This is a genomic window from Citrobacter sp. GW821-FHT07H02 (assembly GCF_059418505.1).
On sequence record NZ_JBWKPZ010000001.1, the window covers coordinates 250833 to 266912 of the forward strand.

The 16080-nt window shown below is 54.8% G+C and carries 15 protein-coding genes; 8 read left to right on the forward strand and 7 right to left on the reverse strand.

Going from position 1 to position 16080, the window contains the following annotated elements:
* Window positions 1-22: 22 nt before the first annotated feature.
* From fepC to fepD, 3 genes are read right to left on the reverse strand one after another with little or no spacing between them, the layout of a single operon-like run.
* On the reverse strand, window positions 23-844 hold the full coding sequence (gene fepC, locus AC07NP_RS01105; RefSeq protein WP_494659323.1) for an iron-enterobactin ABC transporter ATP-binding protein: 822 nt from the start codon (window positions 842-844) through the stop codon (window positions 23-25).
* The gene (gene fepG, locus AC07NP_RS01110; protein WP_494659324.1) at window positions 841-1833 is read right to left on the reverse strand and encodes an iron-enterobactin ABC transporter permease; all 993 of its coding nucleotides are present in this window, start codon (window positions 1831-1833) and stop codon (window positions 841-843) included. Before fepG ends, fepC begins: the two co-directional genes overlap by 4 nt.
* Entirely contained in the window at window positions 1830-2837 is a 1008-nt protein-coding gene (gene fepD / locus AC07NP_RS01115) for a Fe(3+)-siderophore ABC transporter permease (protein ID WP_494659325.1), read from the reverse strand. The genes fepG and fepD overlap by 4 nt, the downstream gene beginning before the upstream one ends.
* Window positions 2838-2947: 110 nt before the next feature.
* On the opposite strand from fepD, the gene entS reads away from it, so the two are divergent.
* Entirely contained in the window at window positions 2948-4183 is a 1236-nt protein-coding gene (gene entS / locus AC07NP_RS01120; protein WP_192611503.1) for an enterobactin transporter EntS, read from the forward strand.
* A 72-nt stretch (window positions 4184-4255) separates the two neighbouring features.
* Here the strand turns inward: entS and fepB are convergent, their stop codons facing one another.
* The gene (fepB, locus tag AC07NP_RS01125) at window positions 4256-5203 is read right to left on the reverse strand and encodes a Fe2+-enterobactin ABC transporter substrate-binding protein (RefSeq protein WP_494659326.1); all 948 of its coding nucleotides are present in this window, start codon (window positions 5201-5203) and stop codon (window positions 4256-4258) included.
* A gap of 186 nt (window positions 5204-5389) precedes the next feature.
* On the opposite strand from fepB, the gene entC reads away from it, so the two are divergent.
* The 7 genes from entC to AC07NP_RS01160 all read left to right on the forward strand — a co-directional run bounded on the left by entC (window position 5390) and on the right by AC07NP_RS01160 (window position 12771).
* The gene (gene entC, locus AC07NP_RS01130) at window positions 5390-6565 is read left to right on the forward strand and encodes an isochorismate synthase EntC (protein ID WP_494659327.1); all 1176 of its coding nucleotides are present in this window, start codon (window positions 5390-5392) and stop codon (window positions 6563-6565) included.
* Window positions 6566-6574: 9 nt separating this feature from the next.
* The gene (gene entE, locus AC07NP_RS01135; protein ID WP_494659551.1) at window positions 6575-8185 is read left to right on the forward strand and encodes a (2,3-dihydroxybenzoyl)adenylate synthase EntE; all 1611 of its coding nucleotides are present in this window, start codon (window positions 6575-6577) and stop codon (window positions 8183-8185) included.
* Window positions 8186-8199: 14 nt separating this feature from the next.
* Window positions 8200-9057, forward strand: a complete 858-nt coding sequence (locus AC07NP_RS01140; RefSeq protein WP_494659328.1) for an isochorismatase — start codon at window positions 8200-8202, stop codon at window positions 9055-9057.
* A complete protein-coding gene (gene entA / locus AC07NP_RS01145) occupies window positions 9057-9812 on the forward strand; it encodes a 2,3-dihydro-2,3-dihydroxybenzoate dehydrogenase EntA (RefSeq protein ID WP_494659329.1) in 756 nt (251 codons plus the stop codon). The genes AC07NP_RS01140 and entA overlap by 1 nt, the downstream gene beginning before the upstream one ends.
* A gap of 2 nt (window positions 9813-9814) precedes the next feature.
* Window positions 9815-10228: a proofreading thioesterase EntH gene (entH, locus tag AC07NP_RS01150; RefSeq protein WP_203358533.1), complete on the forward strand. Its 414-nt coding sequence runs from the start codon at window positions 9815-9817 to the stop codon at window positions 10226-10228.
* 181 nt (window positions 10229-10409) lie between these two features.
* Window positions 10410-12515 carry a pyruvate/proton symporter CstA gene (gene cstA / locus AC07NP_RS01155; RefSeq protein ID WP_494659330.1) on the forward strand — a complete coding sequence of 702 codons (2106 nt, stop codon included), beginning with the start codon at window positions 10410-10412 and terminating at the stop codon, window positions 12513-12515.
* Between the two features lie 58 nt (window positions 12516-12573).
* A complete protein-coding gene (locus tag AC07NP_RS01160; RefSeq protein ID WP_192611510.1) occupies window positions 12574-12771 on the forward strand; it encodes a YbdD/YjiX family protein in 198 nt (65 codons plus the stop codon).
* Between the two features lie 69 nt (window positions 12772-12840).
* Here AC07NP_RS01160 and AC07NP_RS01165 read toward each other — a convergent pair whose 3' ends face one another.
* From AC07NP_RS01165 to dsbG, 3 genes are all read right to left on the reverse strand, one after another.
* Complete coding sequence (locus AC07NP_RS01165) at window positions 12841-13458, reverse strand: IbrB-like domain-containing protein (protein WP_203358531.1); 618 nt, start codon at window positions 13456-13458, stop codon at window positions 12841-12843.
* Complete coding sequence (locus AC07NP_RS01170; protein ID WP_494659331.1) at window positions 13443-14666, reverse strand: phosphoadenosine phosphosulfate reductase; 1224 nt, start codon at window positions 14664-14666, stop codon at window positions 13443-13445. The genes AC07NP_RS01165 and AC07NP_RS01170 overlap by 16 nt, the downstream gene beginning before the upstream one ends.
* A 400-nt stretch (window positions 14667-15066) precedes the next feature.
* Window positions 15067-15813, reverse strand: a complete 747-nt coding sequence (gene dsbG, locus AC07NP_RS01175) for a thiol:disulfide interchange protein DsbG (RefSeq protein ID WP_203358529.1) — start codon at window positions 15811-15813, stop codon at window positions 15067-15069.
* Between the last annotated feature and the right edge of the window lie 267 nt (window positions 15814-16080).

The following is a 16080-nucleotide window of genomic DNA, read 5'->3' on the forward strand; positions in this document are numbered from 1 at the left end:
CGGAGGGGGAACCCTCCGGCTATCACGACAGGGCGTCCGGAGACGAGTTTTTGGAACGCCCAAGCGGTACGACTAAAGGCGTTCCAGCGATCGGGTCTTCAATGATCATGCAACGCAGTCCATAGATTTCTTCAATCAGTTTCGACGTCACAATCTCCTTCGGCGCGCCCTGTGCCACGATTTTGCCTTCACGTAACGCAATCAGATGCGTGGCATACCGACAGGCCTGATTCAAATCATGCAGGACAGCGGCGAGGGTATAGCCTTTCTCACGATTCAGTTCACTCAGCAACTCTAGCAGATCAATCTGGTGGCTGATATCCAACCATGTTGTGGGTTCATCCAGTAGCATGATGGACGTCTCTTGCGCCAGCACCATGGCTATCCAGGCACGCTGGCGCTGTCCGCCGGAAAGTGTATCCACACTTTGTGTCGCCAGATTTGTGATCCCCGTAGCGCGCATGGCGCGCATGACCGCCTCTTCATCTTCTTTGCGCCAGCGGGTAAACAAGGGTTGATGCGGATAGCGACCACGCGCGACCAATTCCTGTACGGTGATATCGCCGGGCGTAGTGGCATTTTGCGCCAGCAGACCGATACGACGGGCCACTTCTTTACTGGCGTAGTGCTGAATATGCTCGCCATCCAACCAGACGTGTCCTTTGGCGGGGGGCATCAGGCGACTCAACGTACGCAGCAGCGTCGATTTTCCGCACCCATTCGGTCCGATAATGGCGGTGAAATGGCCGTCGGGAATAGCGACATTCAGATTTTCTGCCACGGTAAATTTGCCGTACCCCAGCGTTAACTGGTCGCCACGCAAACGGGCTACTGATTCGGTCATTTTTTGCGGGACTCCTGAATTAACAAGACGATAAGATAAATGCCGCCAAGACTGACGGTAACAACGCCCACCGGGAGCTGATAAGGCATAAACAGTTGTTGGGCAACCTGATCGGCGAGCAGCAGTAATAACGCGCCGCACAGGGCTGACTGGGTTAATCCCCAGCGAGCGGTGCCGCTGAGGCGACGCGCAATATGTGGCGCGACAAGCGCGATAAAGGAGATAGGACCGGCGAGTGCCGTCGCGGCGGCGGTCAGGACCACCGCCACCAGCATCATCAGCAAGCGGGACCGCTCCACGCTAACACCGAGCGCGCAGGCGCTGTCATCCCCCATCTCCAGCAGACGCATACGCCGTACCAGAAGCGCCGCACAAACCAGCATGACGACGATCAACGGGGCTGAGGGCCAGGTTTTCGCCCATGTCAGCCCGTTGAGCGAACCCGCATTCCATAAACCGGCGGTCAGCGCCGTCTCTAAAGAGGCTTCCAGGAGCAGCCAGGTATTAAATGCCACCAGCATCGCGCGTACGCCGATGCCGATAATAATCAGCCTGAAGGTCTCAATACCGTTACGCCAGGCAAGCGCCCAGACCACCAGCGACGTGAGTATCCCCCCCAACATCGCGCTCAGTGCAATCGCCGTCAGATGTTGACCAAATAGCACCATGGCAATCAGCACGCCGCTCCATGCGCCAGTGTTGAACCCCATCACATCCGGGCTTCCCAGCGGGTTACGCATTAACGACTGGAAAATTGCGCCGCTGACGCCAAGGGCTGCGCCGATAAGCAGCGCCATCAGCACGCGCGGTAAACGCCATTCGGTGACGACCAGCGTGATGCTACGCGGAGCGTCTCCCAACAATGCAGCGATAATTTGCGAGGTATCCAGCGTGACGGCGCCGCTGCGCAGACTCCATAAACTGACGCATGCCGCGCCGAACAGCAGCCACAGACAGCAGAGGATCAGACGGCGGGAAACGTGTTTCATACGGCGCCTCCGCGTTGTCTGCGTCGGACAAGGAAAATGAGTACCGGCGCGCCAATAAACGCGCTGACGACGGAAACGCGTAATTCGCCAGGGACAATCACACGACCAATGATATCGGCAAACAGCAGCAGGGCGGGGGTAGCCAGAAGTGTGACGGGCAAAGACCAGCGGTGATCGGCTCCCACCAGCCAGCGTGCCATGTGCGGCATCATCAGACCAATGAACGCGATTGGACCGACAATTGCCGTTGCGCTCCCGCATAACACGGTAATCACCAGCAGGCCAATAATCTGAGTACGCGCCACCTTGTTGCCGAGCGCCGTGGCGGTATCGCTGCCCAGACTCAGGCTATTGAGCGTCCGGCTCAGGCATAACGCAACGACGCCTGCTATCAGTACCGGTGCCAGTACCACCTTCAGCGTTTGCAAACTGCGGATATCCAACGAGCCCGCTTGCCAGAAGCGGAGTTGGTCGTACACATCCGGGTTAAGTAGGGCAATTCCACTGGATAGCCCTTCCAGCACCGCGCTGAGCGCGACACCGGCCAGCGTCAGGCGTACAGGGCTTAGCTGACCGCCCCCCTGGCTGCCGGTAAACGCTACAATCAGCGACGCCGCAAGGGCACCGGCAAATGCCATCAAGAGTTGTTCTTCTGCGGAGGAGTAGCCGAAAAGTGCGGCGCCCAGAACAATGGCAAAGCTGGCGCCGGCATTAACGCCAAGAATGCCCGGATCGGCTAGCGGGTTGCGGGAGAACGTTTGCATTAAGGCACCGGCAAGACCCAGCGCGCCACCGGCCAGTAATCCGGCCAGCGTACGCGGCAGTCGCGCATCCAGCACGATAACGCAGTCAGGGCTTTGACAGCTACCGGTCAGTGCGTCCAGAACGACAGAGGCTGGCAGTGGTTTTGCGCCTATAGCCAGACTTAATGCGGTGGCGAGAACAAGTAATAACAACAATCCGGGGACGGCGATTGCGCGCGTCACGGAAATAGAGCATGACATATCAACTTCCCTGATAATGATAGTAATTATCGTTATCGATCTTATTTGGTTATGTTAGCATGTGCAGCCTCTGAATGGATATTTAAAAAAGCTCGTATTAAGGCGTTGTAATGAATCGACAATCCTGGCTGTTGAATCTCAGCCTGTTGAAGACGCACCCGGCATTCCGTGCGGTTTTCCTTGCCCGTTTTATCTCCATCGTTTCGCTGGGTTTGCTCGGCGTGGCGGTTCCGGTACAGATCCAGATGATGACCCACTCAACGTGGCAGGTCGGTTTGTCGGTGACGTTGACCGGTAGCGCAATGTTTGTGGGTCTGATGGTGGGCGGTGTATTGGCCGATCGCTATGAGCGTAAAAAAGTGATCCTGCTGGCGCGCGGTACCTGTGGTATTGGCTTCATTGGCCTGTGCCTGAACGCGCTGCTGCCGGAACCTTCGCTACTGGCAATTTATCTGCTTGGCTTATGGGATGGTTTCTTTGCTTCTCTGGGGGTCACCGCGCTGTTGGCGGCAACGCCAGCGCTGGTTGGTCGTGAAAATCTGATGCAGGCGGGGGCCATAACGATGCTGACGGTTCGCCTGGGGTCGGTGATCTCACCCATGCTGGGCGGACTGCTGTTAGCCACGGGCGGCGTGGCCTGGAACTATGGTCTGGCTGCCGCTGGCACCTTTATAACATTGCTGCCGTTATTGCGACTTCCGCTGTTGCCTCCACCGCCTCAGCCGCGTGAGCATCCGCTTAAATCGCTGCTGGCGGCGTTTCGCTTTTTGTTTGCCAGCCCGCTTATCGGTGGTATTGCGCTGCTCGGTGGTTTACTGACCATGGCGAGCGCGGTGCGGGTGCTCTATCCGGCGCTGGCGCTGAACTGGCACATGTCTGCGGCGCAAATTGGGTTTCTCTATGCCGCCATTCCCCTCGGCGCAGCGGTAGGCGCGCTGACCAGCGGACAACTGGCTCACAGCGTACGCCCCGGTCTGATTATGCTGGCCTCCACGGTAGGTTCCTTCCTGGCGATTGGCTTGTTTGGCCTGATGCCTGTCTGGGCGCTGGGCGTTATTTGCCTCGCGCTGTTTGGCTGGCTCAGCGCCATCAGTTCGTTACTGCAATACACGATGCTACAAACGCAAACGCCGGAATCGATGCTCGGCAGGATTAACGGCCTGTGGACGGCGCAGAACGTCACTGGGGATGCTATCGGCGCGGCGCTGTTAGGCGGTCTCGGCGCGATGATGACACCGGTCGCCTCGGCAAGCGTAAGTGGATTTGGACTGGTGATTGTGGGGTTATTACTGCTGCTGTTGCTGAGTGAGTTGCGGCGTTTTCGCCAGACGCCTGCAAGTGCCTGATGGCGCTTTGCTTATCAGGCCTACGGGATATGTAGGCCGGATAAGGCATTAGTCGCCATCCGGCAAAATAAATTAAAACAGGGCGGCAAGACGGTTCAACAGTAGCGTCGCACTGTAGTAGTCCAGACGGAACGTTTCGGTGCCCAGTGCGTAAACGCGTTTACTTTGTACCGCAGGCAGGTGTGCCAGCAACGGGTTGGCATAAATGGCATCGGCGTCGTTGCTGTTGCCAGCAAACAGGAACAGCGCCTCGCCGTTCAGACCCGCCGCCAGATTCTCACCGCCGAGCTGGACGATGTCGTGGCGTTTACCCTGACTGGTGCTGGTGTGCATGTTGATTGGCAACGCGGCCAGTGTAAAGCCGAGTTGCTCCATCATCTTGCCCTGCGCAGACTCAGGCGTCCATAAATTGGCGGTGTGTGCGGCGGCGGTGTACACCAGCGCGCTGACCGGCTGTGGCGGTAGTTTAATCTGTTGTTTTACCACCGCCATCTGCCGATCAAATTCAGCAATGCGTTGCGCCGCTTGTTTTTCCTGGCCTGTGATCTCGCCGAGTTGCGTCAGCAACGACTGCCAGCTTTTATCGTCATAGTTGATGATAAGCGTCGGTGCGATGGAAGAGAGCTGATCGTAAAGCGCCAGTGCAGAGTCGCCGCCGGTGGCGCTGATCAGGATGAGATCGGGCATCTGTGCGGCCACCGCTTCAGCACTGGGTTCGCCAATGTACAGACGGTTCAGCTTGCGCGCTTTCGCCACCTCGCTCCATTGGCGCAAGAACCCCTGATCGTCACCGACGCGGTTGTTGGGCGTGGTGGCCCCGCTGGCAATAACCGGCGCGTCTATGGCCAGCAGCGAACCGGTCAGTGTGACGCTGGTCGAGACAATACGCTCAGGTTTGTGCTCCAGCGTGTGTGTTCCACGGCTGTCGGTGATTTGACGTGGCCAGTCAGCGGCGTGGGCTGAGGAGAATCCGAAAACGAAGAGCCCAATCAGCAGGCCAGGCAAAAAAGGTAATCTCACAAATCAGTTCCTGTTATCAGTGAAGTTAATGCTTCTCATTTTCATTGTTGGCGAGAAGGGATGCAAGTCAAAGTCGCACAATGTGTTAGCGCAAGAGTTGACATGCCGTCTGTTTGCTTTTAGGTTAGCGACCGAAAATATAAATGATAATCATTATTAAAACCTTTATCATTTTTGGAGGATGATATGGATACGTCACTGGCCGAGGATGTACAGCAGAAAATGGCAACGCTTGCCCCCGATCATTTTTTCTTTATGTCGCCGTATCGCAGTTTTACGACGTCCGGATGCTTCGCCCGCTTTGATGAACCTGCTGTGGATGGGGATTCCCCTGATAGCCCGTTTCAACAAAAATTACATGCGCTGTTTGCCAGGGCCAAATCGCAGGGGATTAAAAACCCGGTCATGGTCGGCGCGATTCCCTTTGATACACGCCAGCCTTCGTCGCTGTTTATACCGGAGTCCTGTCAGACGTTTTCCCGCCCGGCAAAGCAACAGTCATCGCGCTATTTCACTGAGTATCCGTCGTTGAACGTCGTTGCGCGTAAAGCCATTCCTGAGCAGGATGATTTTGAGGAGATGGTGGCGAAAGCGGCGGCGCTGACGGCGACGCCGGAAGTTGACAAAGTGGTGTTGTCGCGTCTGATTGATATCACCACCGACGACAATATCGATAGCGGAGCCTTGCTGGAACGCCTCGTAGCGCAGAACCCTGTTAGTTACAACTACCATGTCCCGCTGGAAGACGGCGGGGTGTTGCTCGGTGCCAGCCCGGAATTACTGCTGCGTAAAGAGGGCGATCATTTCAGTTCTCTGCCGTTGGCTGGGTCGGCTCGCCGCCAGCCTGATGATGTGCTGGACAGAGAGGCGGGTAATCGTCTGCTGGCGTCTGAAAAAGACCGTCATGAACACGACCTGGTCACTCAGGCGATGAAAATGGTGCTGCGCGATCGTAGCCGTGAATTGCAGCTTCCGTCCTCCCCGCAACTGATCACCACCCCCACGCTGTGGCACCTTGGTACACCGTTTGAAGGCAAAGCGAACGCCCAGGAGAATGCCCTGACGCTGGCGTGTCTGCTGCACCCGACTCCGGCGTTGAGCGGTTTCCCGCATCAGGTCGCGAAAAAGTGGATCGCGGAACTTGAACCGTTTGACCGTGAATTGTTTGGCGGCATCGTCGGCTGGTGCGACGCCGAAGGCAACGGCGAATGGGTTGTGACGATCCGCTGTGCGACGTTACGCCAGAATCAGGTGCGTTTCTTTGCCGGTGCGGGAATTGTGCCTGCTTCCTCCCCAATTGCGGAGTGGCGTGAAACGGGTACGAAACTATCCACCATGTTGAATGTGTTCGGACTGCATTAAGGAGCGATGATGAACATTCCTTTCACCCGGTGGCCAGACGAATTTGCCCGTCGTTACCGTGAAAAAGGGTACTGGCAGGATTTGCCCTTAACGGACATTCTGACCCGCCATGCGCTGAGCGATAAAACGGCGGTGATTGAGGGCGAGCGTCACCTGAGCTATCGCCAACTCAATCAAGCCTCGGAGAATCTGGCCTGCAGTCTGCGTCGTCAGGGGATTAATGCGGGTGATACTGCGCTGGTACAACTGGGCAATGTGGCGGAGTTATACATCACCTTTTTCGCCCTGTTGAAGATTGGCGTGGCCCCGGTTCTGGCGCTGTTCAGCCATCAGAGAACCGAACTGAATGCCTACGCAAAGCAAATTGAACCGACGCTGCTGATCGCCGATCGCCAGCACGCGTTGTTCGCCGGGGATGATTTCCTGAATACGTTTATTGCTGAACACGCGTCTGTTCGCGTCGTGCAATTGCTTAATGACGAGGGCGAACACTACCTGTGCGCGGCAATGAATCAACCCGCTGCAGATTTTACTGCGACGCCGTCGCCTGCCGATGAAGTGGCATACTTTCAGCTTTCCGGCGGCACAACTGGCACGCCGAAACTGATCCCGCGTACCCATAACGACTATTACTACAGCGTGCGCCGTAGTAACGAAATCTGCCATTTCAGCGAAGAGACACGCTATTTGTGCGCCATTCCGGCAGCACATAACTATGCCATGAGTTCTCCGGGAGCGCTGGGCGTGTTCCTGGCGGGGGGAACTGTGGTGCTGGCCGCCGATCCGAGCGCCACGTTGTGCTTCCCGCTGATTGAAAAACATCAGATCAATTCAACGGCGCTGGTGCCTCCGGCAGTCAGCCTGTGGCTTCAGGCCATTGGCGAATGGGGGAGCAACGCGCAGCTGGCATCGCTGAAGCTGCTGCAAGTGGGGGGCGCGCGGCTTTCCGCCACGCTGGCTGCACGCATTCCGGCCGAAATTGGTTGCCAGTTGCAACAGGTGTTTGGGATGGCCGAAGGGCTGGTGAACTACACCCGTCTGGACGACAGCCTGGAGCGCATTATTCATACCCAGGGTCGCCCGATGTGTCCGGATGATGAAGTCTGGGTGGCGGATGCCGAGGGCAATCCTCTGCCGCAAGGGGAAACCGGTCGCCTGATGACGCGTGGGCCGTACACCTTTCGCGGGTATTTCAAAAGTCCTGAGCATAACGCCAATGCATTCGATGCCGACGGTTTTTACTGCTCCGGCGATCTGATCTCAATCGACGAAGCCGGGTACATCACGGTTCAGGGGCGAGAAAAAGATCAGATCAACCGCGGTGGGGAGAAGATCGCCGCCGAAGAGATCGAAAACCTGTTATTGCGTCATCCCTCGGTGATCCACGCGGCGTTGGTCAGCATGGAAGATGAGCTGATGGGGGAGAAAAGCTGCGCGTATCTGGTGGTGAAATCGCCGCTGCGCGCGGTACAGGTACGACGTTTCCTGCGTGAACAGGGCGTTGCGGAATTCAAATTACCAGACCGTGTGGAATGCGTTGAGGCTCTGCCTCTGACCCCGGTAGGTAAAGTCGATAAAAAACAATTACGTCAGTGGCTGGCGTCACGGGCACCTGCCTGAAGGAGAAAATAAAAATGGCTATTCCTAAACTGCAGGCTTACGCGCTGCCCACCGCACTTGATATTCCCTCCAGCAAAGTGAACTGGGACGTTGAACCGGAGCGCGCTGCGCTGCTTATCCATGATATGCAGGACTATTTCGTCAGCTTTTGGGGCGATAATTGTCCGATGATGGAGCAGGTGATCGCCAATATCGCCGCGCTGCGTCAGTACTGTAAAGAGAACCATATTCCGGTCTATTACACCGCTCAGCCTAAAGAGCAAAGTGATGAAGACAGGGCGTTGCTGAACGATATGTGGGGGCCGGGGCTGACGCGCTCTCCTGAGCAACAAAAAATTGTCGGGCCGCTGGCGCCGGATGAGGCTGATAACGTGCTGGTGAAATGGCGTTACAGCGCATTCCACCGTTCTCCACTGGAGCAAATGCTGAAAGAAACCGGCCGCAATCAGCTGATCATTACTGGGGTGTATGCGCACATTGGTTGTATGACTACCGCAACGGATGCTTTCATGCGTGATATTAAGCCGTTTATGGTGGCGGATGCGCTGGCCGACTTTAGTCGTGACGAACATCTGATGTCGCTGAATTATGTGGCGGGACGTACTGGCCGGGTGGTCATGACGCAAGACCTGTTGCCCACACCGGTTCCTGCCAGCAAACAGGCGCTGCGGGCGGCTATTCTGCCGTTGCTGGATGAGTCCGACGAGCCGATGGACGATGAAAACCTGATCGACTACGGTCTGGATTCGGTGCGCATGATGGCGCTGGCGGCACGCTGGCGTAAGGTGCACAGCGACATCGATTTTGTCATGTTAGCGAAGAACCCGACGATTGACGCCTGGTGGGCGCTGCTTTCCCGCGAGGTGAAATGATGGCTGGTTTTGATTTTCAGGGCAAAACCGTCTGGGTGACCGGTGCCGGAAAAGGCATTGGCTATGCGACGGCGCGGGCGTTTGTCGACGCTGGCGCGCACGTCACAGGGTTCGATCGTGAATTTACGTGCGACGACTATCCGTTTGCGACCCAGGTACTGGATATTGCACAGCGTGAGCAGGTAGCGCAAGTGTGTCAGCGCCTGCTGCAAAAAACCGAACGTCTGGACGTGCTGGTAAACGCTGCGGGAATTTTGCGTATGGGCGCCACGGATGAACTCAGCGCTGATGAATGGCAGCAGACTTTTGCCGTCAACGTGGGCGGCGCGTTTAATCTCTTCCAGCAGACGATGGCGCAGTTTCGTCGCCAGCAGGGGGGAGCCATCGTCACCGTGGCTTCCGATGCCGCACATACGCCGCGGATTGGCATGAGCGCTTATGGCGCATCGAAAGCGGCGCTGAAAAGTCTGGCACTGACCGTCGGGCTGGAACTGGCCGCCAGCGGCGTGCGATGCAATCTCGTTTCACCGGGCTCAACGGACACCGACATGCAGCGCACGTTGTGGGTCAGTGATGACGCCGAACAGCAGCGAATTCACGGTTTTGGCGAGCAGTTTAAACTCGGCATTCCGTTGGGGAAAATCGCGCGTCCACAGGAAATCGCCAATACCATTTTGTTTCTGGCTTCCGATCTGGCGAGCCACATTACGCTGCAGGATATTGTGGTTGATGGCGGCTCAACGCTGGGGGCATAACGATGATCTGGAAACGCCATTTAACGCTTGAAGAACTGAATGCCACCAGCCAGAACACGATGGTGGCGCATCTTGGCATTGTCTATACCCGACTCGGTGACGACGTGCTGGAAGCGGAAATGCCGGTGGATGCCCGGACGCATCAGCCGTTTGGTTTGCTGCACGGCGGGGCGTCAGCGGCGCTGGCGGAGACGCTGGGTTCAATGGCGGGTTATCTGATGACCCGCGACGGGCAGTGCGTTGTCGGTACTGAACTGAACGCCACTCATCACCGGGCGGTATCACAGGGAAAAGTGCGCGGTGTGTGCCAGCCGCTGCATCTCGGACGGCAAAATCAGAGTTGGGAAATTGCTGTTTTTGATGAACAAGGACGGCGTTGTTGCACCTGCCGTTTAGGGACTGCGGTTCTGGGGTAACGTCGGCAAAATAAAATGATATTGCAGGGTTAGCAGGTGAATGGAGTGATCTAGTTAACAATGCGATGTAAATGATCAGTGATATATCTGGTTTATGAAGTTGTCATGTTGTTAAAACCAGCAGAGGTGTTATAGAAACAAAATGTAACATCTCTCTGGAACACGCAAACGGACAACAACCATGAATAAATCAGGGAAATACCTCGTCTGGACAGTGCTCTCTGTAATGGGAGCATTTGCGCTGGGATATATTGCGTTAAACCGTGGTGAACAGATCAACGCGCTGTGGATTGTGGTGGCGTCGGTCTGTGTCTATCTCATTGCCTACCGTTTTTATGGTCTGTATATCGCCAAAAATGTGCTGGCGGTTGACCCGACGCGTATGACGCCTGCTGTGCGTCATAACGACGGTCTGGATTACGTCCCTACCGACAAAAAAGTGCTGTTCGGTCACCATTTTGCCGCCATTGCTGGCGCGGGCCCGCTGGTGGGACCGGTGCTGGCAGCGCAGATGGGCTACCTGCCCGGCATGATCTGGCTGCTGGCTGGTGTGGTATTAGCCGGTGCGGTGCAGGACTTTATGGTGCTGTTTGTGTCGACTCGCCGCGACGGTCGCTCGTTGGGTGAGTTGGTCAAAGAGGAAATGGGTCCCACAGCAGGCGTCATTGCGCTGGTGGCCTGTTTTATGATCATGGTGATTATTCTGGCGGTGCTGGCGATGATTGTCGTCAAAGCCCTGACCCACAGCCCGTGGGGAACCTATACCGTGGCGTTTACCATTCCGCTGGCGATCTTCATGGGGGTTTACCTGCGTTATCTGCGCCCCGGACGGATTGGCGCAGTGTCGGTCATCGGTTTGGTTTTCCTGGTCTTTGCCATCATTTCTGGTGGTTGGGTGGCCCAAAGTCCCACCTGGGCGCCGTACTTTGATTTCACTGGCGTACAGCTGACCTGGATGCTGGTGGGGTACGGTTTTGTGGCGGCAGTCCTGCCCGTATGGCTGCTGCTGGCACCGCGTGACTACCTCTCCACCTTCCTGAAGATTGGCACCATTGTGGGTCTGGCGGTCGGCATTCTGATTATGCGACCCACGCTGACTATGCCTGCGCTGACCAAATTTGTTGACGGTACAGGGCCGGTGTGGACGGGCAATCTGTTCCCGTTCCTGTTTATCACGATTGCCTGTGGGGCGGTGTCCGGATTCCACGCGCTGATCGCTTCCGGCACCACGCCGAAGATGTTGGCGAACGAAGGCCAGGCCTGTTTTATTGGCTACGGCGGCATGCTGATGGAATCCTTCGTTGCCATTATGGCGCTGGTTTCCGCCTGTATTATCGATCCGGGCGTCTACTTTGCCATGAACAGCCCAATGGCTGTGCTGGCGCCAGCCGGTACCACCGATGTGGTGGCTTCTGCGGCGCAGGTGGTGAGCAGTTGGGGCTTTGCGATTACGCCGGACACGCTGCATCAAATCGCCAATGAAGTGGGTGAACAATCCATTATCTCGCGTGCGGGCGGCGCACCGACGCTGGCGGTGGGGATGGCTTACATTCTGCACGGTGCGCTCGGCGGTATGATGGACGTCGCGTTCTGGTATCACTTTGCGATTCTGTTTGAAGCGCTGTTTATTCTGACGGCGGTGGACGCAGGAACCCGCGCAGCGCGCTTTATGCTGCAGGATCTGCTGGGCGTGGTTTCTCCGGGGCTGAAACGCACCGATTCACTGCCTGCCAACCTGCTGGCGACCGCGCTCTGCGTGATGGCCTGGGGTTACTTCCTGCATCAGGGCGTGGTTGACCCTCTGGGCGGAATTAACACCCTGTGGCCGCTGTTTGGTATTGCCAACCAGATGCTTGCGGGTATGGCGTTGATGCTTTGCGCTGTGGTCCTGTTCAAGATGAAACGTCAGCGTTACGCATGGGTTGCGTTAGTACCCACGTCCTGGCTGTTGATTTGTACGCTCACCGCTGGCTGGCAAAAAGCGTTTAGCCCGGACAACAAAGTGGGCTTCCTGGCTATCGCCAATAAATTCCAGGCGATGATTGACAGCGGCAAGATCCCGGCGCAGTACACCGAATCGCAGTTGTCACAGCTGGTGTTTAACAACCGTCTGGATGCCGGTCTGACCGTCTTCTTCATGGTGGTGGTGGTGGTACTGGCGCTGTTCTCCATAAAGACCGCGTTGGCGGCCCTGAAGGTCGACAAACCGACGGCAAAAGAGACGCCGTATGAGTCGATGCCGGAAAATGTAGAAGAGATCGTGGCGCAGGCGAAAAGCGCGCACTAATCTTCAACTATTAAGCCCTCTCCGACCGGAGAGGGCGTTTGCATAACAGGTAACCGCTATGTTTGATACGCTTTCAAAAGCCGGGAAATACCTGGGCCAGGCGGCAAGATTGATGATTGGCGTGCCGGACTACGACAACTATGTTGAGCACATGCGCGTCACGCATCCGGACCAAACGCCGATGACCTATGAAGAATTTTTCCGTGAGCGGCAGGACGCGCGCTATGGGGGAAAAGGCGGCGCGCGTTGTTGCTAACGGATGCTCTTCATTCTTTCTTACGCGGTGAGGCTGCTTTCAGCGGCTGAACGCAGATTCACCTTGCCGTTATTTCACTGTCCAGGCTTTCGAAAATTGGCGACCTGCAAACAACTCCTGCAGGCCGTTGATTTGTTTCAGACGCAACACTTCATCATCATCCATCCCTAACTCTTTGCCGATTTTTTTCTCGTCCCAGCCCAGTTGCGACAGTTCACGAACGATCTCCGACATGGCATGGATCTGGTGGCGGCCCCGTGCGCGGTTATGGCGAATCGTGGACGTAATACGTTCATGGCGCGTGCGCTCCAGGCATGTGACGGGTAGATAACCTTTCAGACGCGCTCTTAGCGCCGCTTTTCCTTTTCCTAATTCGTGCCGATGGAAACCATCTATTATCTCGTACTCCTCTGAACTGGATTGCGCCACGACGATCGGTTGTGTGAAGCCGTCTGCTTCAATCGATTTGAGCAGCAGCCTTTTCTCTGGCGGTGCCACATTATTGGGGTTGTAATCGTTTGGCGTAATGTGTTCATTTTTAATCCACAACACGCAGTCGACAGGTTCATGACGAAAAGGACTGACGCTGTGGATGGCCATTCTGAATTCATTAATGGCGCGGATCCGTTCCTCTTCCGGCAGTGCCGAGAGAAAGTGGGTTAATTCCTGAGTTAATCGTTGTTGCATAGTATTCCCCATTCCTGACGTTTCGCTTTCATGCGTTCGTTATAACGCTGGTAACTTTTCGGTTTTGTTGGGCTGAAAGAGAGTGCCCGGCACCAGTAATCATTATTCAGCAACACTTTGCAGATACGTCGCCATGACGGGATATCTTTTGTGCCAATATCGCTATCCTGCGTTTGGGGAATATCGTCCAGACCTTTCTTTTTATACCACTGTAAATAGACGGCGATTTTATTGCAGTAATGTTCGGCGGTTTGTTCCGGCATGCTATTCAGCAACAGTAAGGCGTACTCTTTCCAGCTTAGATGATCGGGTTTTAAGAGTTTTCGATGACCATAAAAATGGTTGTCGTGACCCGCATAGATACCGCCGCTTTTCACACCGCTCACGCGCGCACACATCGCCGCCCAGCGTTCGGGTTCGAGGACATGGTACAGCCACAGTCCCTGGCGCTGCTCCGGGCCAAAGGGTTCGCAAATCCGCATGTAGCGGGTGGGTACGCCAGCCTGATACATCAGGTTATACAATGGATTACAGCGTTTGTTTGTCCTCGCAAACCAGGTCCAGATGTCTGCGGTTTTCCAGTCATACATTGGGTAAATGTACCAGGTGTGTCCACCCGGCGCGGAAGTTGTCCAGGGTTTGTCATCCGCAAAACGCTGCTTCTGTAAGGAGGCAATGGCGCCAAATCGGTTGTAAGACTCGTCGGCCCGGATACCGATCAGCATTGCGGCGGGCCGGTTGTTAGAAAACCAGTCAGCAAAAAAACGAACAAACTGCTCAAAGGTCATATTTGGCTGATAAAAAGGAAAATAGCCGGGGTCGGTAATCGCATCTGGTGGCGGTTGGCGCACCCAGTCTGTATTCGGGGCCCAGCATTGCCATTCGGGTTGGTATTGGGATAATGCGTTTTGTGTCGTCAACGGCAAGGCAACCCAATAAAATTCGTCGATGACATCGGAATATTCATTTCGTAGCGCCTGAACATACTCAATGGTGCAAGAGAATTGCGCTTCCCAGTCAATGAATAATACGCAGATCTTTTTCTGTAATTGACGGGCAAGGGTCGCGGTCAGGTGCAGCATGAGACCAGAATCTTTACCGCCAGAAAATGAAACACAGACCCGTGGGTGCGTTTCAAGCGTCCATACAATGCGCTCTTGCGCGGCCTCCAGGACATTTTTGTCAAGCGGGTATTTATAGATGGACATTTTGGCGGTGGCTCTCAATATTAAATTGATTTTACTCGAAATGTTTTATTATAAGATATGCCAATTATTTAAACATGCAACAGTTTAAAGCATTGTATTTATGAATGTTTTTCGGCGATCAATAATAAATATGGATTAACTTAGTTGAACTGAGGGAGGTGATGTTTTCTGATTGATACAGTGAGTTAATTCGAAATATATATTTTGCAAATCATTCATTAATTAACGACGCATTATAACATTGAATAAAAATAATGATGTATGGACGCCCCGGAACATCACAATCTGTAGGTAGTCAATGACGATGCTTTCTTGAGTGCTGACTCCTGCATTATGCGATAAGCGAAGTGGGTGATTTAACCGGGTGACTGGAATGAGAACAATCACCCTTAATATTACGTTAACGGCTATTCATCATCGCATCCAGCTGTGCTTTTTCTGGCAATCCTACAACCTGCTGCAACGTGTTTTCTTTATTCAAATAGTAGATGGCGGGTGTGACGTTAGCACCCAGATCGTCCATGATTTTTTGATTGACGTTCAGAATACGCATCGCCTCAGGAGGAACGGATGTCGGGATTTCCAACTTGAGTTTGCCGTTCGAGGCTTCATAGTCATGCCAGGTTTTTGCCGGGTCTTTCGTGGTCAAAATCGCCGCCGCAGTTGCCGGGCTTTCCGGTTTGATCACGCCAACCAGCAGGGTTCGCAATTGTACTTTGCCGGATTCGACCCAGGGACGGGCCTGTTGCCAGAATTGCTTGCAGTAAGGGCAGAAAGGATCGGCGAACACATAAAGTACGACGGGCGCATCCTTTTTACCGTCTAACAACCAGGATGATTTTTCCATGCGCTGCCACAGTTCTCGCCCGGCTGGTGCATAGATCTCTTTTTCTATCAATGCATTGCTGAGGTTCTCACCTTTTTCATTATACATGTACCCGGAGATCGCCTGTTTGCCGTCCGGGGTGAGATAAATGGTGACGCCCATGTCCTGATATTTTCCCAGGTAACCTTTCATCCCGCCCGGCGCATCGAAGGATTTCAGGATTGTAATACCTTGTTTTTCGATGGCTTTGACCGGCGCTGGCAGATCTTCCGCCTGAGCGATGAGAGGGAGGAGAGTCAGCAATAGCGTTCGTTTTAGCATTATTTTTCCTTAAAAATCAGTGCGAAAGAAAGGGCGTAGATCAAACCTATCACAGCCATAGAGAAGACCTTAAGCCGGATGATTGCCCTTTCTTCAGTGGGGTGTTGTAATCCCCTTCGCTGTTACAGCCTTTGTTAAGGTAATGTAGAGCGCAACACATAGCCAGTTTCACTGGCACTGAAGTTACCTACGGGTAGTTCAGGTAATGGGGCCGCCTGAAAAGGGGGCCTTTTTACTTTTTGTCGCCGCTGGCGGCTTAGGGTTCAC